Annotated in this window: 21 protein-coding genes and 1 riboswitch; of the genes, 8 read left to right on the forward strand and 13 right to left on the reverse strand. The window is 64.7% G+C overall.

The window, feature by feature from the left end; genetic code table 11:
- The first annotated feature begins 188 nt into the window (after positions 1 to 188).
- The gene (locus R4P95_RS31580) at positions 189 to 2,726 is read left to right on the forward strand and encodes an ATP-dependent Clp protease ATP-binding subunit (RefSeq protein ID WP_109326470.1); all 2,538 of its coding nucleotides are present in this window, start codon (positions 189 to 191) and stop codon (positions 2,724 to 2,726) included.
- A 61-nt stretch (positions 2,727 to 2,787) separates the two neighbouring features.
- On the opposite strand, the gene R4P95_RS31585 is transcribed toward R4P95_RS31580, so the two are convergent.
- Entirely contained in the window at positions 2,788 to 3,393 is a 606-nt protein-coding gene (locus R4P95_RS31585) for a TIGR03086 family metal-binding protein (protein WP_213574335.1), read from the reverse strand.
- 37 nt (positions 3,394 to 3,430) lie between these two features.
- Between R4P95_RS31585 and R4P95_RS31590 the strand changes: the two genes are divergently transcribed.
- Positions 3,431 to 4,381, forward strand: a complete 951-nt coding sequence (locus tag R4P95_RS31590; RefSeq protein WP_317747723.1) for a YafY family protein — start codon at positions 3,431 to 3,433, stop codon at positions 4,379 to 4,381.
- Between the two features lie 36 nt (positions 4,382 to 4,417).
- Positions 4,418 to 4,855 (forward strand): OsmC family protein, encoded by a 438-nt coding sequence (locus R4P95_RS31595; RefSeq protein ID WP_109326478.1) that lies wholly within the window; start codon positions 4,418 to 4,420, stop codon positions 4,853 to 4,855.
- A gap of 6 nt (positions 4,856 to 4,861) precedes the next feature.
- Here R4P95_RS31595 and R4P95_RS31600 read toward each other — a convergent pair whose 3' ends face one another.
- Genes R4P95_RS31600 through R4P95_RS31620 form a run of 5 tightly spaced genes read right to left on the reverse strand, consistent with a single transcriptional unit; the run spans position 4,862 to position 6,832 of the window.
- A complete protein-coding gene (locus R4P95_RS31600) occupies positions 4,862 to 5,197 on the reverse strand; it encodes an SH3-like domain-containing protein (RefSeq protein ID WP_213574331.1) in 336 nt (111 codons plus the stop codon).
- The gene (gene scnC, locus R4P95_RS31605; protein ID WP_109326480.1) at positions 5,194 to 5,877 is read right to left on the reverse strand and encodes a thiocyanate hydrolase subunit gamma; all 684 of its coding nucleotides are present in this window, start codon (positions 5,875 to 5,877) and stop codon (positions 5,194 to 5,196) included. Before scnC ends, R4P95_RS31600 begins: the two co-directional genes overlap by 4 nt.
- A complete protein-coding gene (locus R4P95_RS31610) occupies positions 5,874 to 6,173 on the reverse strand; it encodes an SH3-like domain-containing protein (protein WP_109326481.1) in 300 nt (99 codons plus the stop codon). The genes scnC and R4P95_RS31610 overlap by 4 nt, the downstream gene beginning before the upstream one ends.
- Positions 6,170 to 6,613, reverse strand: a complete 444-nt coding sequence (locus R4P95_RS31615; protein WP_213574329.1) for an SH3-like domain-containing protein — start codon at positions 6,611 to 6,613, stop codon at positions 6,170 to 6,172. The genes R4P95_RS31610 and R4P95_RS31615 overlap by 4 nt, the downstream gene beginning before the upstream one ends.
- A 24-nt stretch (positions 6,614 to 6,637) precedes the next feature.
- Positions 6,638 to 6,832 carry a CbtB domain-containing protein gene (locus tag R4P95_RS31620; RefSeq protein WP_159919034.1) on the reverse strand — a complete coding sequence of 65 codons (195 nt, stop codon included), beginning with the start codon at positions 6,830 to 6,832 and terminating at the stop codon, positions 6,638 to 6,640.
- A 243-nt stretch (positions 6,833 to 7,075) separates the two neighbouring features.
- On the opposite strand from R4P95_RS31620, the gene R4P95_RS31625 reads away from it, so the two are divergent.
- Together R4P95_RS31625 and R4P95_RS31630 are read left to right on the forward strand one after the other, a co-directional pair.
- Positions 7,076 to 7,744 (forward strand): DsbA family oxidoreductase, encoded by a 669-nt coding sequence (locus tag R4P95_RS31625; RefSeq protein ID WP_317747724.1) that lies wholly within the window; start codon positions 7,076 to 7,078, stop codon positions 7,742 to 7,744.
- A 116-nt stretch (positions 7,745 to 7,860) separates the two neighbouring features.
- Positions 7,861 to 8,802 (forward strand): DUF5996 family protein, encoded by a 942-nt coding sequence (locus tag R4P95_RS31630; RefSeq protein WP_317747725.1) that lies wholly within the window; start codon positions 7,861 to 7,863, stop codon positions 8,800 to 8,802.
- A gap of 16 nt (positions 8,803 to 8,818) precedes the next feature.
- On the opposite strand, the gene R4P95_RS31635 is transcribed toward R4P95_RS31630, so the two are convergent.
- From R4P95_RS31635 to mhuD, 3 genes are all read right to left on the reverse strand, one after another.
- A complete protein-coding gene (locus tag R4P95_RS31635; protein ID WP_317747726.1) occupies positions 8,819 to 9,601 on the reverse strand; it encodes a CbtA family protein in 783 nt (260 codons plus the stop codon).
- A 17-nt stretch (positions 9,602 to 9,618) separates the two neighbouring features.
- Complete coding sequence (locus tag R4P95_RS31640; RefSeq protein ID WP_109326489.1) at positions 9,619 to 9,813, reverse strand: CbtB domain-containing protein; 195 nt, start codon at positions 9,811 to 9,813, stop codon at positions 9,619 to 9,621.
- A 22-nt stretch (positions 9,814 to 9,835) separates the two neighbouring features.
- A riboswitch (cobalamin riboswitch) is annotated at positions 9,836 to 9,988 on the reverse strand.
- A gap of 61 nt (positions 9,989 to 10,049) precedes the next feature.
- Positions 10,050 to 10,364 carry a mycobilin-forming heme oxygenase MhuD gene (gene mhuD / locus R4P95_RS31645; RefSeq protein WP_109326490.1) on the reverse strand — a complete coding sequence of 105 codons (315 nt, stop codon included), beginning with the start codon at positions 10,362 to 10,364 and terminating at the stop codon, positions 10,050 to 10,052.
- A gap of 33 nt (positions 10,365 to 10,397) precedes the next feature.
- On the opposite strand from mhuD, the gene R4P95_RS31650 reads away from it, so the two are divergent.
- Positions 10,398 to 11,153 carry an alpha/beta hydrolase gene (locus tag R4P95_RS31650; RefSeq protein WP_317747727.1) on the forward strand — a complete coding sequence of 252 codons (756 nt, stop codon included), beginning with the start codon at positions 10,398 to 10,400 and terminating at the stop codon, positions 11,151 to 11,153.
- 92 nt (positions 11,154 to 11,245) lie between these two features.
- On the opposite strand, the gene R4P95_RS31655 is transcribed toward R4P95_RS31650, so the two are convergent.
- Positions 11,246 to 12,124, reverse strand: a complete 879-nt coding sequence (locus R4P95_RS31655; RefSeq protein ID WP_317747728.1) for an A/G-specific adenine glycosylase — start codon at positions 12,122 to 12,124, stop codon at positions 11,246 to 11,248.
- A gap of 99 nt (positions 12,125 to 12,223) precedes the next feature.
- On the opposite strand from R4P95_RS31655, the gene R4P95_RS31660 reads away from it, so the two are divergent.
- Entirely contained in the window at positions 12,224 to 12,850 is a 627-nt protein-coding gene (locus R4P95_RS31660) for a carbonic anhydrase (RefSeq protein ID WP_213574320.1), read from the forward strand.
- A gap of 59 nt (positions 12,851 to 12,909) precedes the next feature.
- The gene (locus R4P95_RS31665) at positions 12,910 to 13,680 is read left to right on the forward strand and encodes a hypothetical protein (protein ID WP_317747729.1); all 771 of its coding nucleotides are present in this window, start codon (positions 12,910 to 12,912) and stop codon (positions 13,678 to 13,680) included.
- A 5-nt stretch (positions 13,681 to 13,685) separates the two neighbouring features.
- Here R4P95_RS31665 and R4P95_RS31670 read toward each other — a convergent pair whose 3' ends face one another.
- From R4P95_RS31670 to R4P95_RS31680, 3 genes are read right to left on the reverse strand one after another with little or no spacing between them, the layout of a single operon-like run.
- Positions 13,686 to 14,633: an asparaginase gene (locus tag R4P95_RS31670; RefSeq protein WP_317747730.1), complete on the reverse strand. Its 948-nt coding sequence runs from the start codon at positions 14,631 to 14,633 to the stop codon at positions 13,686 to 13,688.
- On the reverse strand, positions 14,634 to 16,124 hold the full coding sequence (locus tag R4P95_RS31675) for an amino acid permease (protein ID WP_317747731.1): 1,491 nt from the start codon (positions 16,122 to 16,124) through the stop codon (positions 14,634 to 14,636).
- Positions 16,121 to 17,566, reverse strand: a complete 1,446-nt coding sequence (locus R4P95_RS31680; protein ID WP_317747732.1) for an aspartate ammonia-lyase — start codon at positions 17,564 to 17,566, stop codon at positions 16,121 to 16,123. Before R4P95_RS31680 ends, R4P95_RS31675 begins: the two co-directional genes overlap by 4 nt.
- Positions 17,567 to 17,592 lie beyond the last annotated feature (26 nt).

Consider the following 17,592-nt stretch of genomic DNA (forward strand, 5'->3'; position numbering starts at 1 on the left):
TCGGCAGCCAACTAGAGTATGAGATGGGGTCGTGGAACCTTCGTCGGTTCGAGGCTGAGGCGCCAGTTCAGGGCTGAGGCGTTCGAGCAGGCGGTGGCGATCTGCTTGTTGTGCCGGAGCGAAACGCGGCGAACAGGGACGAGACACCCGGTCTCGTGACTGCTCGTCGGAAAGTGTGAGGGAGAGCGATGTTCGAGAGGTTCACCGATCGCGCACGGCGCGTTGTCGTCCTGGCTCAAGAAGAAGCCAGGATGCTCAACCACAACTACATCGGTACGGAGCACATCCTGCTCGGCCTCATTCACGAGGGCGAAGGTGTCGCTGCCAAGTCGCTGGAGTCGTTGGGCATCTCCCTCGAAGGAGTGCGCAGCCAGGTCGAGGAGATCATCGGCCAGGGCCAGCAGGCCCCGTCCGGCCACATCCCCTTCACCCCGCGTGCCAAAAAGGTCCTGGAGCTCAGCCTGCGCGAGGCGCTGCAGCTCGGACACAACTACATCGGTACGGAGCACATCCTGCTCGGCCTCATCCGCGAGGGTGAAGGTGTCGCGGCGCAGGTGCTGGTCAAGCTCGGTGCCGATCTCAATCGCGTGCGCCAGCAGGTCATCCAGCTGCTGTCCGGTTACCAGGGCAAGGAGCCGGCCGAAGCGGGCGGCACTCGCGGCGAGGCGGGCACCCCGTCGACGTCGCTGGTGCTCGACCAGTTCGGTCGCAACCTCACCCAGGCAGCCCTCGAAGGCAAGCTCGACCCCGTCATCGGCCGCTCGAAGGAAATCGAGCGTGTCATGCAGGTGCTGTCGCGCCGTACCAAGAACAACCCCGTGCTGATCGGCGAGCCCGGTGTCGGTAAGACCGCCGTCGTGGAAGGTCTCGCCCAGGCCATCGTCAACGGCGAGGTCCCCGAGACGCTCAAGGACAAGCAGCTGTACACGCTCGACCTCGGGTCGCTCGTGGCCGGCAGCCGCTACCGCGGTGACTTCGAGGAACGCCTGAAGAAGGTCCTCAAGGAGATCAACACCCGCGGCGACATCATCCTGTTCATCGACGAGCTGCACACCCTCGTGGGTGCCGGCGCGGCCGAGGGCGCCATCGACGCGGCCTCGATCCTCAAGCCCAAGCTCGCTCGCGGTGAACTGCAGACCATCGGTGCCACCACCCTCGACGAGTACCGCAAGTACATCGAGAAGGACGCCGCACTCGAGCGCCGGTTCCAGCCAGTGCAGGTCGGTGAGCCGACGGTGGAACACACCATCGAGATCCTGAAGGGTCTTCGCGACCGCTACGAGGCGCATCACCGCGTGTCCATCACGGACGGTGCACTCGTTGCTGCCGCCACGCTGGCCGACCGCTACATCAACGACCGCTTCCTCCCCGACAAGGCGATCGACCTCATCGACGAGGCCGGAGCCCGGATGCGTATCCGCCGGATGACCGCACCGCCGGACCTGCGCGAATTCGACGACAAGATCGCCGATGCCCGCCGTGAGAAGGAATCTGCGATCGACGCGCAGGACTTCGAGAAGGCCGCGAACCTGCGGGACAAGGAGAAGACCCTCGTCGCGCAGCGTGCGGAGCGGGAGAAGCAGTGGCGTTCAGGGGACCTGGACGTCATCGCCGAGGTCGACGACGAGCAGATCGCCGAGGTTCTGGGCAACTGGACCGGCATCCCCGTGTTCAAGCTCACCGAGGAGGAGACCACGCGTCTGCTCCGCATGGAGGAGGAGCTGCACAAGCGGATTATCGGTCAGGAAGACGCGGTCAAGGCTGTCGCCAAGGCCATCCGTCGTACTCGTGCCGGCCTGAAGGATCCGAAGCGTCCGTCCGGTTCGTTCATCTTCGCCGGCCCGTCCGGTGTCGGTAAGACCGAGCTGGCCAAGTCTCTCGCCAACTTCCTGTTCGGCGAGGACGACGCTCTCATCCAGATCGACATGGGTGAGTTCCACGACCGCTTCACCGCGTCGCGGCTGTTCGGTGCCCCTCCCGGCTACGTCGGCTACGAAGAGGGCGGCCAGCTCACCGAGAAGGTGCGCCGCAAGCCGTTCAGCGTTGTGTTGTTCGACGAGATCGAGAAGGCACACCAGGAGATCTACAACACCCTCCTGCAGGTGCTCGAAGACGGCCGTCTCACCGACGGCCAGGGCCGGACCGTGGACTTCAAGAACACGGTGCTCATCTTCACCTCGAACCTCGGAACCTCGGACATCTCCAAGGCTGTGGGCCTCGGATTCACGTCGGGCAAGGGCGACGAGTCGAACTACGAGCGGATGAAGCTCAAGGTCAACGACGAGCTCAAGAAGCACTTCCGGCCCGAGTTCCTCAACCGCATCGACGACATCGTCGTCTTCCACCAGCTCACCACCGAGCAGATCGTCAAGATGGTGGACCTGATGGTGGCACGCGTCGAGGTGGCGCTGAAGAACAAGGATATGACCATGGCGGTCACCGACAAGGCCAAGTCGCTTCTGGCCAAGCGTGGCTTCGATCCGGTCCTGGGTGCACGGCCGCTGCGCCGCACCATCCAGCGCGAGATCGAGGACCAGCTGTCGGAGAAGATCCTCTTCGGCGAGGTCGGCCCCGGTCAGATCGTGTACGTCGACGTCGAGAACTGGGACGGCGAGGGTGCGGGCGAGGACGCGAAGTTCACGTTCCGCGGCGAGACCAAGCCGGTCACGGTGCCCGATGAGGTTCCGATCGACCTGGCCAAGTCGGGCGCGTCCGACTCGGAGTAAGCAACTAGACGAACGGGCCGCCGGTGGATTTCCACCGGCGGCCCGTTCGTCGTATGCGGGGTCAGACGCTCTTGCGTCCGGACCAGTTGGCCAGGCGCTCGGTCGGGCCCGCGGCAGGCTGGGGATCGACCACTTCGGCGAATGGAACATGTCCACCGCGGACTTCGGCCGGAATCGCCTGTCGGGCGACGGCGAGCGCGGCTTCGGCGAGCGCGGGCCGAGCTTCGGAGTGCTGACCGGTGGCGACAGCGATGTCCCAGCCGTGCACCAGTGTCTCGTTGATGTATCCCCACACGGCCGCACGGCCGGGCACCGTCCCCCACGGCGCTCGAACGTCGGCGTCCAACCGGTCGTCGCTCCAGGCCGGCCACATCCGTTCGATCGCGGACCGATAGGCGGCTGCGTAGTCACCGTCGGAGAAGTCGGTGACGACGAGGGGGATCGTGCTCGGATCCCCGCCTTCGCCGATGACCCGGGCGCGTTCCACGGTGGCCACCAGATGGCCGAGAAGGGTGCGGACGTCGAAGTCGGCGCACGGGGTGGACGCCGCCAGCTGGTCTTCGCGGACCGCGTCGATGAGGCCGGTAGTCCAGGCGAGTGCCTCGCGGTAGAGGGGACGGGGATCGGTGGTCTGTGTCGTCATGCGGCAACTATCGCCGCGAAACATGACATCTCCTGTCATGTATTTCTGCGAGACTTTTCCCATGCGTGCCGACCGTCTGCTGTCGCTGGTGCTGCTGCTCCGAAACCGTGGTCGGATGTCGGCGTCGGCGCTCGCCCGCGAGCTCGAGGTATCACCGCGTACCGTGCTGCGTGACATCGAGGCTCTGTCGACGGCGGGGATACCGGTGTATGCCGAGCGTGGCCGGGACGGCGGCTTCGAACTGCTCCCCGGATTCACGACGGACCTCACCGGGCTGACCGTCGACGAGGCGAAAGCTCTGCTGGCGGCCGGTTCCGCCGCCACCTCACAGTCACTGGGCATGGCTCCGGCCTTTGCGTCGGCGATGCGCAAGGTGGTGGCGGCGATGCCCGACGCACACCGCGCAGCGGCCACCAAGGTCGCCGAACGGATTTTCGTCACTCAGGGAACCTGGCTGTCGGACCCGGACCAAGCCGAGGAACATCTCGGCCTGATCCAGCAGGCTGTGTTCGTCGGACGTCGCCTGAGCATTCTGTACGCGTCGAGGGGCGCGGCGGCGGTCCGGCGAATTGTCGACCCGCTGGGACTCATTTATGCGTCCGGACGGTGGTACCTCGTCGCCATGGATGCCGGCAGGGAGAGGATGTACCGACTCGAGCGCATCGAGGAGGCAGTCGAACTCGAGGAACCTGCGCACCGGCCGACCGACATCGACCTCGCCGCCATCTGGCAGCGTCGCCGCGCAGCGTTCCGGGCGAGAACGGAACCGGTTGTCGCGGACGTACTCGTGCGGGTTGCCCGTCGGGACGATCTCGTGGAACGGGTGTTCGGTGTGCGCTCCCAGTCCGTGTTCGACCGTAGTCGGGTTCGCCTCGAGGTGGTGTTCGGCGACCGCGCCCATGCGCACGGTGTGCTCTGGGCGATGGGCGACGATGTCGAGGTCCTGGAACCTCCGGATCTGCGGACAGAACTGCGGTCCAGAGCGATGCGCATGCTCGCACGGTACGAGTAGGTTCGAGGAGAACTGATGTCACACGAGAGGATCGGCATGCCGACACGTACCGCACGCACCGCCTGGAACGGAACGCTCGAACAGGGAGGGGGGCAAGTCGAACTCACCAGCTCGGGAGTTGCCACGTTCGACGTGTCGTTCCCCAAGCGAGCGGCCGACAACGCGGACGGAACCACCAGCCCCGAAGAGTTGATCGCCGCAGCTCACTCGTCCTGCTTCGCGATGCAGTTGTCCGCGCTGATCGCGGAGGCAGGCGGAACTCCGCAGAGTCTCGAGGTGAAAGCCGATGTGTCCCTGGGACCGGACACTCCGGGTTTCAAGCTGACCGGCATCCTTCTCACCGTCCGAGGTGAAGTGGAGGGCCTGGACGCCGACGGGTTCGCCAAAGCCGCACAGGCGGCCAAGGAGTCGTGTCCTGTCAGCAAGGCGTTGACCGGTGTCGAGATCACGCTCGACGCGGCCCTCGAGTCCTGAGCCGCGTCACTGCCGGTTGAATCGGGCGCGGATCTCTTCCATCTTGGCCTGTAGCTCCTCTTGACTGATCACGCCCCTGTCCATCAGCGCATGGGCAGTCGCGATGACGGAGCGGCTGCGGACCGGGAAGTCGCGGTAGACGGTCTCGCCCAGCTCGTCCTCGGTGTGGCGCCTCTCGAGATTGTCGAAGGCGCCACGCCAGGAGAGGCATTCAGCCGTGGCCTGCATTCTCGATTCCCAGGGGTCGGGTTTACGGTCGAGGTCGGGAAGCGTGGCATCGTCGCGGGTCGTGGAGGGTGTCAACGTGTTCAGGAGGACCTCGTAACCCTTGTCGGTCATCACTGTGGGCCTCCGACGGAGGGTGGCGTGGTCGCCGTCCAGTCCACCTGGGGTACTGCCACACCGATCATGGTGTCGCGGGTAACGATCGATGCGAGTTGCTCTTCACTCCAATCCTCGGTTCCGGACGGCCGCATCGGCATCACCATGAACCGGGATTTCTGATTCGAGTCGTGGACGCGCACTTCCACATCGGGCGGAAAGTGCAAGCCGAACTCTGCTATGACTTCCCGGGGCCAGCGGACCATCCGGCGCCGGTAGTTGGGCGTGCGGTACCAATCGGGTGACATCCCCAGAACGGGTCGCGGGTAGCAGGAACACAGCGTGCAGACGATGACGTTGTGCACCTTCGGCGTGTTTTCCAGCACGTAGAAGTAGGTGTAGTCGCTCGGTGTCCCGGACCCCGTGGGATCGCGCCAGTCGATTCCGACTTCCTTGCACGTCTCGGTTCCGTCGGCCAACAGCCGCTTCTTGAATTCGGGGTCGACCCATGCTTTGGCGACGAGCTTGGACCCTCCGGAGGGCCCGACGGATTCGGCCCACTCCGAGAATCTGCGATGGTCCTCGTGGGAGAACAGGCCGTGCTCGATGGACAGTTCGCGGATCGCCGTTTCGAGGATCTCGAATTCGCTGATCTCCTCCGACGCTTGGATCGGGGTGTGGTCGTCGTGCGAATGCGTCATGTCTCAGCCTCCCCTGCAAGCTCGAGCCAGCGCTCGGAGCATTCGGTTTCCAAAGTGTCGACGTCGAAGCCGGTGTAGCGAGGCCACAGGTCGGTCTGCTTGAACCGCACTACGTAGAAGGGTTCCGTTCGTCCGTCGTCCACCCTTCCCCACGCCTCGTCTTCGGGTATCACCCATTCCGGGCGATATTCGACGATCACGCCGGTGTGCCCGCGGATGAACGCTTGAGTTCTGGTGTGGAACATCGACGTCGCGTCCCGGACGGTGACCCGATCGCCGATCCGGAACTTACTCATGACGGACTCCCACCTGCTCGTTGGTCACTCGACCGCCGGCGCACCTCGTCGATCTTCGCGGAAAGTTCGTCAGGGGTGATGAGGCCTTTGTTGATCAGTGTCTTGGCCGCCACCGTGATCCACCGGGCGTAGTACGGCAGACCGAAATAGAGCGTTGCACCCAGGTCGTTCTCGGCACGACGGCGCTCTTCCGAATTCCACACACCCCGCCATCCGAGGCATTCACAAGTGACGTAGGTGCGCATCTCCCAATCTTCTTCCACCTTCTCCTCGTACGGAACGGGAAGAGCGGGCTGGCCGCCGACATCGTGTAGGACATGCCGCAACGCGTCGAAAGCAGCGTTGGAAAGGTAATAGGGCGAATCCATTTCGGCGTGGTGGACTGGGGTGAATTCGGCGACGCGATCGGCCTGTGCTTCGAATTCCGCTCTAGGGTTCATCTCCGGCTCCGGTCCTGGATGGAACTAGTGGCAGGGAAGTCCCAGTAGGTGGCGTCCGTCGTGCATCAGTTCGTGCAGGTACATGCCACTTCGAGAGATCACGCCCTGGTCGAACCCGACCAGGTAGAGCATGAGGAGGGAAAGAAGGACGACGCCGACGGTTATCGACACGACTCCGAGAGTTTCGACAGTCCTGCCCGGCGAAGCGACGTACACCATGATTTCCCCTGAATGAGTGCGGGTTCGAGAACTACGTCCACTGCCGATCATCCGGGCATTGCGGCGAGCGCCCCTCGATCAGCGGCACGACCGTTTCGACGTTACTCCCGGTACCGAAGACCGACTACTGTCCCGGCGGGCCGAATCCCGGGTGCGCAAATGCGGCGCGGCGGACCAAGACAAACCCAACTTCTGCGGTCGACGTCACGGAACAGAAAGCGGCTTCGAACTGTTCCCTGAACTGTGACGACACAACTCGGCGACTCCGCTCGTACCATCGAGATCGAAATCTGGTCGGACGTGGCGTGCCCGTGGTGTTACATCGGCAGGCACCGCTTCCTCGATGCACTCTCGGACTTCGAGGGGCGTGAGCGAGTGCGGGTGGCGTGGAGGGCGTATCAACTGTCGCCGGAAACACCGGCAGGGGAGCGTCGCAGCGAGCTCGACGCCCTCGTGCAGAGCAAAGGTCTGCCCGCAGAACAGGTGCGTCAGATGTTCGAACACGTGTCGCGTACTGCCGCAGAGGAAGGGCTCAGGCTCGACTTCGACACCGTGATCGCCGCCAACACGTTCGACGCGCACCGTCTGATTCACCTCGCGGGCGACTCTCGCGACGCGGTGGTGGAGGCGCTGTTCCGCGCGCACTTCAGTGAGGGCGCGGTGATCGACGATCGGGCCGTTCTGGTCGACATTGCATCGAGTACCGGTCTCGACCCTGATGTCGTGCGGAAGCAGCTGGACTCCGACGTCGGCGCGGATGCCGTACGCGCTGACCTCGACACTGCACGACAGTTGCAGGTATCGGCGGTGCCGTTCTTCGTGGCAGACCGCCGAATCGCGGTGTCGGGTGCTCAACCGAAGGACGTGTTCCTTCAGCTGCTGACACAGGCGAGCACAGCGCCGGTGGACTGACGACGCCGGTGTCCGCGCCAGTGGACTCCACCCCTACCCGGGCGTCGGTGCGACGCGCTTGCCATCGCCTTGGCCGAAGAGCACATTGAAATGCACGTCATCGGTAGGGAGGCACTGTGCGCGAGCAGACACGATCCAGAGACACATGGCCTGCGTTGAAAGTGGACGACTGGACCTCGACACGGGACACCCTGCACATGTGGACGCAGATAGTCGGGAAGATCCGCTTGGCCCACGCACCGCTGATCAACCACTGGTGGCAGGTTCCGCTGTACGTGAGCCCCCGCGGTCTCACGACGTCGACAGTCCCGTACGGCACCGAATGTTTCGATATCGAATTCGACTTCGCCGACCATCGACTGGTGATCCGCACGAGCACGGGCGGCAGCGGGACGGTTGCCCTCGAACCGAAGTCGGTGGCCGATTTCTACACAGAGACGATGGACACGCTGGACGAACTGGGTGTGGCGACCACCATTCGGGCCCGGCCCAACGAGGTGAACCCAGCCGTTCCGTTCGCGGAGGACACCCAGCACTGCTCGTACGACGGTGAGTCGGTGTACCGGTTCTGGCGGCAGCTCGTGCAGGCGGACCGGGTGTTGCACGAGTTCCGTTCGCATTTCATCGGGAAGGTCAGTCCCGTGCACTTTTTTTGGGGTGCGCTCGATCTTGCCTGTACCCGGTTCTCCGGGAAAACCGCGCCGACTCACCCTGGGGGAGCGCCGAACTGCGGAGACTGGGTGATGGTCGAGGGCTACTCGCACGAGCTGAGCAGCTGCGGTTTCTGGCCCGGTGGTGGCGCCGAAGGCGCATTCTATGCGTACGCCTACCCTGAGCCGGATGGCTTCGCCGACTACCCGGTCGGGCCCGACGGAGCCATCTACAGCGGAGAATTCCGGCAGTTCTTGCTGCCGTATGAGGCCGTCCGAACTGCAGACGATCCGGATCTGGCACTGCTGACGTTCCTGCACAGCACGTACGACGCGGCTGCCGAACTGGGTGGCTGGGACCGGGCCGCCCTGGAGGCGGACCCGGCCCGGTGGGACAAATTCCGTTGACGCCTTGGAAGGCGCGTCAGCCGGCGTTCGCCGACGCGGGCGCCTGCGCTCGGCTGGCACGCTCGGTGAGGAACGCGAACACGAGACCGAGAGCGAGCCACAGGGTTGCCTGGGTGGCGAGGGAAGCGAGGCGGAAATCCCACAACAGGCCGGCAGGGAAGTCGTCGCCCACCTCGTCGACGGTAGGCAGAGTCAAATATCCGACCGTGACGACGACCAGGAAAGCGGCCACCGGGGCCGCGATGCGCGTCGACAGGAATTCCTGAGCAGCTACCGCTTTCGCGGCGAATACCGAGGCGACCACGGCGAGCAGACCCAGCACCACCACGGCGAGCCACAGCCAGGTGCGACTGGTGATCGTCTCGGGATCGCCGACGGCCGGCGGATTGGCCGGGTACTTGAAGAACGGAACGGCTTCGATCGCCAGCCACCCGAGTGACGCGAGCACTATACCGAGCACCGGACCCGAAAGCGTGGTCACCCTGCGCGCGTAGTGCGCGACGACGGCAAATATCGCCCCGAGCGCCAGTCCGGCGAGTGACGTCGCGAGGAACAGACCGAACCGCTGTCCGTTGCGACTGACCAGGGCTTCTTCCTCGTCGTGCGAATGGCCTGCCGGTGCAGTCGATTCCGCCCCGCCGTGCGAGTGGTCGGCGCTACCCGCTTCCTCGATCGCGATGGCGGCGTCGATGTGCGATTCGCCGAGGACGGATGCCACGCCGCCGGCGAGGATTCCGGCAATCAAGCCTGCAAGCAGACCGCGAATCAGTAATTTCCCGAAGGACTCGCTCGGTGTCATGTTCGCGGATGACTCGCTCAGTGGCACGGAAGGCCCAGCAGGTGGCGCCCGTCATGCATCAGTTCGTGCATGTACATGCCGCTGCGCGAAATCGCGCCCTGGTCGAATCCCACGAGGTAGAGAGCAAGCATCGCGAAAAGGACGATCGCGAACGAGATGACGGCGAGCCGGGTCGAATCGACCGATGCGCCGGGTGCGTAGACGAGTGCCATGGTTCCTCCTGGGATGTCGCGTCCCCTAGGTTCATGCGATGGCCGCAGTATCTGGCTGTCGAGGTGGTTCCCGCATCTTGCCGTGGCCTAGCTGAGGGACTACTCCGATTTACAGTGGCGCGACCGCTCCGGTTTTGCACCGGATTCCTGCCGAACCATCGCTTTGTCTTGCGAACTTTCGCACCCGGCGGGCCGCCGTGTCAATGTTCGCCTCGAGGTTTGTGTCGAGCAGGTCCTCAGCGGTCGGCCGCTGCCGAGACGTCGAGAACCACCTCGAACTCGAGCAGAGACGCGCCGGACGCCACCGGCTTCTGCCGCTCACCAGCGTGCGCTTCCCGTGCAGGGCCGTCGCGCCACGCCTCGAACGCCTCTTCGCTCTCCCACTGGGTGACGACGAAGTAGCGGTTCTCGCCCTTGACCGGGCGCAGAAGCTGGAACCCGAGAAAGCCTGGGGAATTCTCGACGGCATGCGCGCGTCCTGCGAAGCGCTTCTCCAGTTCGGGGCCCGCACCCTCGGGAACTTCGATTGCATTGATCTTCACCACTGCCATGCTTCGGGAGGGTACTCCGCTAGCGTCGCAGGCGTGGTGGGTGAGAGTGCGTTGCACGACGAGGGCGGCACCGGACGACCGATTCTGCTGCTGCACGGGTTGATGGGCAGTGCGCGGACGTGGCGCAGGCACGTTCCGTGGCTGCGCGAACACGGCCACGTCTACACGTTCGACGCTGCAGGCCACGGCCGCCCCGCCCCGCCCGTGCTGTCGACGGAAGCATTCGTCGAAGACCTGGCGGCGGCATTGAGTCCGGTCGCCGAGCCGCTGGTCGTCATCGGGCATTCGATGGGCGCCTTGCACGCGTGGTGCCTGGCCGCCGAGTTCCCGGAGAAGGTCGCCGCTCTCGTTCTGGAAGACATGGCGCCTGATTTTCGTGGCCGTACCGCCGACGACTGGGCGGCGATGATCTCGAACTGGCCGCAACCGTTCGAGACGCGAGAGGCGCTCGTCGAGTTCTTCGGACCTGTCGCGGGTCAGTACTTCCTCGACTCGTTCGAGCAGCGTGCCGACGGCTGGTACCTGCACGGTGAGGTCGAGACGTTTCGCGACATCTCCGCCGAGTGGGGCGACCGGCACTTCTGGGCTCAGTGGGCCTCGATCACGGTGCCGGCGCTGCTGATCGAGGGCGAGTACACCATCACCCCCGAGGGTCAGATGCGGACGATGGCGGAGCGGCATCCCCGCGCCGAATATGTCCGCATCGAGCAGGCCGGGCACCTCGTCCACGATGATCAGCCCGAGCAGTACCGGAAAGTGGTCGAGGAATTCCTGCACGGACTGACCTGAGCGCACGGTTGCGCAGTGGTTTGTCAGCTGCGGACGCAATTGTGGCGGTTTCCAGCAGTTTTCTCAGCGCTCTGCCCGATCGTGAGGGGCTTCTAGCTTCCCTCACCCGCGAGGGCGAAGAGGCCGTCGTCGGTCTGCTCCACCAGTCCGTCGAGCAGCAACGAGTGCAGAGCACGATCGCGCTGACCTGGGTCGTCGAGCCATACCTGGTCGAGGCGGACCCGCTCGACCGGACGCGAACTGTCGCGCAACACCGCCATGAGCTTGCCTCGAACCTGACGGTCCGTGCCTGCAAACTTCTGCACCTTCCTGCGTTCGCCGGTGTGCGCTGGACGCCCGGCGACCATCCAGGCGCAACTCGGCAGCGGACACCGCGAGCATTCGGGGGAGCGTGCGGTGCAGATCGTCGCACCGAGTTCCATGAGTGCCGCCGAGAACGTGGCGGCGCGGGCGCGGGTACGGGGCAGCAGCGCGGACACGTCCGCCAGGTCGCGCACCGTCGACGGGTTGCCGGGCTCCGCGTTTCCGTGCACGGCGCGTGCCACCACCCGTCGAACATTGGTGTCGACGACGGGGACACGCTGCCCGTAGGCGAAGCACGCCACCGCCCGAGCGGTGTACGCGCCGATCCCGGGAAGCCCGAGGAGCGTGTCGACGTCGCTCGGGACCACGTCACCGTGCTGGGTGGCCAGCACTTCGGAACACTGGTGCAGTCGCAGCGCTCGCCGCGGATAACCGAGCTTTCCCCACGCGCGCAGGACGTCGGCCTGGCTCGACGCGGCCATCCGGGACGGGACGGGCCAGCGCTGCACCCATTGCTCCCAGATGGGAGCAACGCGGACGACGGGTGTCTGCTGCAGCATGATCTCGCTCATCAGAATGTGCCAGGCGGTCACACCCTCGCGACGCCACGGCAGATCCCTGGCCTCGACGTCGTACCACCTGATCAGCGCAGACGAGTCCACGGTCACTTCTTCTCACAAGTCCCTTCGCCGCCGTGCCAACCGGATTTTCCGTCGACGTAATGCTCCCGCAGAGCCGGTGCAACAGGAGGGGTGCACAATATGTTCATGCCTAACTCCAACCCGGTTTCTGCATGGAAGTCCCTACGCCAGGGTAACGAGCGGTTCGTCAACGGCACCTCGCTCCATCCCAGTCAGGGTGTCGCCGATCGTGCGAAGCTCGTCGACGGCCAGCACCCCACGGCCGTCCTGTTCGGTTGCGGAGACTCCCGCGTCGCCGCCGAGATCATCTTCGACCAGGGGCTCGGCGACATGTTCGTCGTCCGCACCGCAGGTCACGTCCTCGACGACGCGGTTCTCGGGTCGATCGAGTACGCCGTCGGGGTGCTCAACGTGCCGCTCATCGTCGTGCTCGGTCACGACAGCTGTGGCGCCGTCAAGGCGACGCTCGACGCCCTCGACGACGGCAACATCCCCCCCGGATTCATCCGCAGCATCGTCGAACGTGTGGCGCCGTCGATCCTCAAGGGACGCCGCGAGGGCCTCAGTACAGTCGACGAACTCGAGGGTCGCCATGTGGTGGAGACCGGTGCGCTGCTCATGCAGCGGTCGCGCATCATCGCGGAGAAGGTGGAGAGCGGCGCGTGCGCCATCGCCGGTGTCACGTACAAGCTGTCCGACGGCCGCACCCACCTGCAGGGCGTCGTCGGAGACATCGGTGAGCTCACGGCCTGACCGCGACACGCCGCACCCGCTGAGCCGTACCCGCACGCTGCCGAACTACCGTTGACGTCGTGCTGGAACCGAATGGACCGTTGCCCCCCGAGATTTACTGGCGCCGCAGGGCGCTGGCGATCGGCGGCGCCATCGTCGTGCTGCTCTTGGTGGTCTGGTTGATCAGTTCCCTCCGCGGTGGGGACGATTCCGAGACCGACCCCGCGGCAGCCAGCTCGTCGATGACCACGCCGGTGTCGATTTCGCCGACTGCCTCGGGTTCGCCGTCGAGTGGTGGTTCCGGCGGCTCGGGTGGGGGCGGCGGAGCCGCCGCGGCCGGCGATGAAGGGTCCGGCACGGCAAGTGCCTCGGGCTCCTCGACCAGTGGAGCATCGAGCAGTGCCGGGTCGACGAGTGCAGCCGCCAGCGGTCAGGCTGTTGCGGCCGGCCAGTGTCCTGACCAGTCCCTGGCCATCAAGGTCGCTGCCGACAAACCGACCTACCTTCCGGGGGAAGAGCCGAGTTTCACCACGGTCATCACCAACATCGGTACCACCCCGTGCCAGCGCGACCTCGGTAGCAGCCTGCAGCAGGTGCTCGTGTACACGATCGACGGCAGCGTCCGGCTGTGGTCCAACATCGACTGCTTCCCGCAGTCCGCGGCCGACCTGCGCACCCTCGCCGCCGGCGAGCAGGCTCAGTTCACGGTGAAGTGGTCTGCCAAGACGTCCGCACCGGATTGCCTCACCCAACCGGAACCGCAGCGCGATCCGGTGGGTCCCGGCGCGTACACCGTGGTGGGGCAGCTGGGTCAGCTGCGTAGTGCGCCGGAACCGTTCAACCTGAGCTGACCGGGCTACAGCTCGATCCGGGACCGGCGATCGAATTCCTTGTCCAGGCCGGTCTGGTCAGGGTCGGCGAGTAGTGCCGCGAGAAGAATGCGGGCCTGTCCGGCTCTGAGGTCGGTCGAGAATAGGGCCCCGGCCGCGATGAGATCGGAGCCGCCTCCACCTCCGCCGTAAGTGGGGGAGATCGCCCCGTACGGAACGCGGGTGGATACGGCGACCGGCACACCCGCCGCGACGGATTCGCGTACCGCCTCGACGATTACGGGGTTCGCGTTGCCGGATCCGAGCGCATCGAGAACCACGCCGTGCGCGCCGGCGCTCCGGCACGCGTCGAACTGCACACGATCCGTGCCAGGGTAGATCGCGACGACGTCGACACGGACGCCGGAGATCGGACGCCAGGGCAGTGGCTCGGGCCGGTGTCGGTGCATCGGGGTGCGGACGGACCGGAACGCATCGAGCGCGGTCGTGTCTGCCTTGCGGACCCCCGGAACCGGATGAAGCTTTCCGCCGAAGGAAATCAACACTCCCCGCCCACGCATGGCCGGATCGGTGGCGGTCGACAATGCGGCCGAGAGGTTGGCCTGCGCGTCGGACTCGGGATGATCGAAGGTGCGTTGTGCCCCGGTGAAGACGACCGGCCGGGGATCGGCGTGATGCAGATCCACCAGGAACGCGGTTTCCTCCATGGTGTCGGTTCCGTGGAGAACGACCACCCCGGCGACAGCGGGGTCGCGGAGTTCCGCCGCGATTGCCTCGCGTACCCGATCCATGTCGGCGAAGGTCATGCACGAGCTGTCCTTCGACAGGACATCGGTGACGCGGACCTCGGTGGTCGCCCGCTCGGCTCCGGTCGCGAGCAGATCCGGGCCCGTGACGACGGGACGGCTCACACCCTCCTCGTCGCGTCGGCTAGCGATGGTGCCCCCGGTGGTGACGACGGCGACTGTAGGCACTTACTGTCCTCCCTGCGAGGCGGTCGGGTAGTCATCGGTGGTCATGCTGCCATCTCGTGCGGCGGCCAGGTCGCGGATGCGGTTTCTGCAGGCGTACCAGCCGATCACCAGGAGTGGGGCGATGATGGCGATCGATCCGACGGTCCACGTTCCGACGGGGTGGTCGAAGGCCATCAGCACGACTACGCCGACGAGGAACGCCAACGTCAGAAGGCCGGTGTAGGGGGCGCCGAACATCCGGAAGCTCGGCCGTACGAGGCGCCCCTCCTTCGCGAACTTCCAGAGTTTCAACTGACACAACACGATTACGGCCCAGGCGCTGATGATCCCGAGTGCGGCCAGGTTGAGGACGATCTCGAATGCCTGAGTGGGAACGATCGCATTGAGTCCGACACCGAGGAGAATGACGAACCCCGTGAGAGCGATGCCGCCGTAGGGAACGCCCGCCTTGTTCATCCTCGCCGCGAACGCGGGCGCAGACCCTGCCATGGCCATCGAGTGCAGTATTCGTCCGGTCGAATACAATCCGGCATTGAGTGAGGACAGTGCGGCGGTGAGTACGACGAGATTCATGATCGCGTCTGCGCCTTCGACGTTGATCGTTCCGAAGAAGGTGACGAACGGGCTTTCGCCGGCGTGATATTCCATGTAGGGGAGAAGCAGCGCCAGTAACAGGACGGATCCGACATAGAAAACGAGAATCCGGAGGATCACCGTGTTGATCGCCTTGGGAATCACCTTCTCCGGATTCTTGGTTTCCCCGGCCGTGGTACCGACCAATTCGATGGATGCGTAGGCGAATACGACGCCCTGAATCACCACGATCGCGGGCAGGATGCCGTTGGGGAACCACCCGCCGTTGTCGGAGATCATGCTGAAGCCGGAGGTGTGGCCCTCGATGGGGGTACCGAACAAGACGAAATAGACGCCGAAGCAGAGGAAGGCGGCCAGCGCCACGACTTTGATGAGCGCGAACCAGAATTCCAATTCACCGAACACGCGTACCGACACCATGTTCAGTGTCAGAACGAGCGCTACTGCCGCCAAGGCGAATACCCATTGGTCGACGTCCCCGAGCGGTGCCCAGTATTTCTTGAAGAAGTTCATGTAGAGCGCTACTGCGGTGACGTCGACGACCGCGGTCATCGCCCAGTTCAGCCAGTAGAGCCAGCCGGCGGCGAACGCCATTTTCTCGCCGAAGAATTCGCGGGAGTACGAGACGAACGATCCCGACGTGGGACGGTGCATCACCAGCTCGCCCAGTGCCCGCAGGATCAGGAAGGCGAAAAATCCACAGAGGGCGTAGACGAGAACAAGGGCGGGTCCTGCTTGATGAAGGCGTCCACCGGCGCCCATGAACAGGCCGGTACCGATCGCACCACCGATCGCGATCATCTGAATCTGTCGAGGACCGAGTGCTTTTCGGTACCCCAGATCTTCCTCGACGAAGATGTCGTGTGTCTGACTCGGGCCGTCTTTTTCGATCGTCATGACACCACTCCAGCGGTCGTCGGAACGGGAGCCTGAGTTGCCGTACCAGCCCTCAGATTGGCGAGATGCTCCGGACTGAGTAGTCGATCGAGTTCTTCTCGATCGAGTAGTCCCGCCTCGATCACGAGGTCGGCGACCCTACGACCGGACACCAGCGCTTCCTGCGCGATACGGGTCGACGCGGTATAGCCGATGTACGGATTGAGCGCGGTGACGAGTCCGATCGAGTCTTCGACCCGGGCACGCAGAAGTTCGGTATTGGCGGTGATCCCCAGAACGCACTTGTCGGCCAGGATGCGGCAGGCGGCGGCCAGATGCCGCATTCCGTCCGACAGCGAATGCACGATGATCGGTTCGAAGGCGTTGAGTTGCAGCTGGCCGGATTCGGCGGCCATTGTGATGGTGACGTCATGACCGATGACCTCGTAGGCCACCTGGTTGAGCACTTCCGGAATCACGGGATTGACCTTGCCGGGCATGATCGAAGATCCCGCCTGCACCGGCGGCAGATTGATTTCGTTGAGTCCCGCCCGCGGACCGGAGGACAGAAGACGGAGGTCGTTGCAGACCTTCGACAACTTCACCGCGATCCTCTTCAGGACGCCGGACAGGTGCACGAACTGACCCACATCCTGGGTAGCCTCCACCAGGTCGGTGGCGAGAACGAGGGGAAGTCCGGTGAGTTCGCGCAGCTTGTCGCATGCGGCCTCGGCGTACCCGGCGGGGGCGTTGAGTCCGGTTCCGATTGCGGTAGCGCCGAGGTTGATCTCGTGGACCAGCAGCGCTGCTTCCCCGAGTCGTGCGCGGTCCTCGTCGATCATCACCGAGTAGGTGGCGAATTCCTGTCCGAGTGTCATCGGGACCGCATCCTGAAGTTGGGTGCGGCCCATCTTCACCGTGCCGGCGAACTCGACGGCCTTCGAACCGAACGCCTCTTGCAGCACCCGCAGGGCGTCGAGCAGATCCTCGATCGTCAGAATCGTGGCGATGTTCACTGCCGTGGGATAGACGTCGTTGGTCGATTGGCTGAGGTTGACGTGCTCGTTGGGGTGCAGGTACTGGTAGTCGCCGCGATCGTGACCGAGAATTTCGAGCGCCCGGTTGGCAATGACTTCGTTGGCGTTCATGTTGGTCGACGTCCCGGCGCCACCCTGGATCACATCGACGACGAACTGCTCGTGCCAGCGGCCCTCGAGAATCTCGCGGCAGGCCTGGCCGATCGCCTCGGCGCGGCGGTGGTCGAGAATGCCCAGCTTCTCGTTGGCGCTCGATGCTGCCCATTTGACGAAGGCGAGTCCGCGAATCAACGAGGGGTTCGTCGAGATCGGCCGACCGGTGATCGGGAAGTTCTCCACCGCACGGAGCGTGTGAATTCCCCAGTACGCCTCTGCGGGCACCTGGCGGTCCCCGAGTAGGTCGTGTTCTGTTCTCGTTTCGAGCACTTGACTTCATTCCTCACGTGGATTCG

Origin of the sequence: Rhodococcus sp. IEGM 27 (genome assembly GCF_033142305.1) — a bacterium.
Taxonomy (GTDB): Bacteria; Actinomycetota; Actinomycetes; order Mycobacteriales; family Mycobacteriaceae; genus Rhodococcus_F; species Rhodococcus_F oxybenzonivorans.

Coding starts and splice junctions, on each gene's coding strand:
- R4P95_RS31635 (WP_317747726.1), bottom strand. CDS start 9,601: ATGACACCGAGCGAGTCCTTCGGGAAATTACTGATTCGCGGTCTGCTT.
- R4P95_RS31595 (WP_109326478.1), top strand. CDS start 4,418: ATGCCGACACGTACCGCACGCACCGCCTGGAACGGAACGCTCGAACAG.
- R4P95_RS31615 (WP_213574329.1), bottom strand. CDS start 6,613: ATGAACCCTAGAGCGGAATTCGAAGCACAGGCCGATCGCGTCGCCGAA.
- R4P95_RS31580 (WP_109326470.1), top strand. CDS start 189: ATGTTCGAGAGGTTCACCGATCGCGCACGGCGCGTTGTCGTCCTGGCT.
- R4P95_RS31590 (WP_317747723.1), top strand. CDS start 3,431: ATGCGTGCCGACCGTCTGCTGTCGCTGGTGCTGCTGCTCCGAAACCGT.
- R4P95_RS31675 (WP_317747731.1), bottom strand. CDS start 16,124: ATGACGATCGAAAAAGACGGCCCGAGTCAGACACACGACATCTTCGTC.
- R4P95_RS31640 (WP_109326489.1), bottom strand. CDS start 9,813: ATGGCACTCGTCTACGCACCCGGCGCATCGGTCGATTCGACCCGGCTC.
- R4P95_RS31620 (WP_159919034.1), bottom strand. CDS start 6,832: ATGGTGTACGTCGCTTCGCCGGGCAGGACTGTCGAAACTCTCGGAGTC.
- scnC (WP_109326480.1), bottom strand. CDS start 5,877: ATGACGCATTCGCACGACGACCACACCCCGATCCAAGCGTCGGAGGAG.
- R4P95_RS31585 (WP_213574335.1), bottom strand. CDS start 3,393: ATGTTTCGCGGCGATAGTTGCCGCATGACGACACAGACCACCGATCCC.
- R4P95_RS31660 (WP_213574320.1), top strand. CDS start 12,224: ATGCCTAACTCCAACCCGGTTTCTGCATGGAAGTCCCTACGCCAGGGT.
- R4P95_RS31610 (WP_109326481.1), bottom strand. CDS start 6,173: ATGAGTAAGTTCCGGATCGGCGATCGGGTCACCGTCCGGGACGCGACG.
- mhuD (WP_109326490.1), bottom strand. CDS start 10,364: ATGGCAGTGGTGAAGATCAATGCAATCGAAGTTCCCGAGGGTGCGGGC.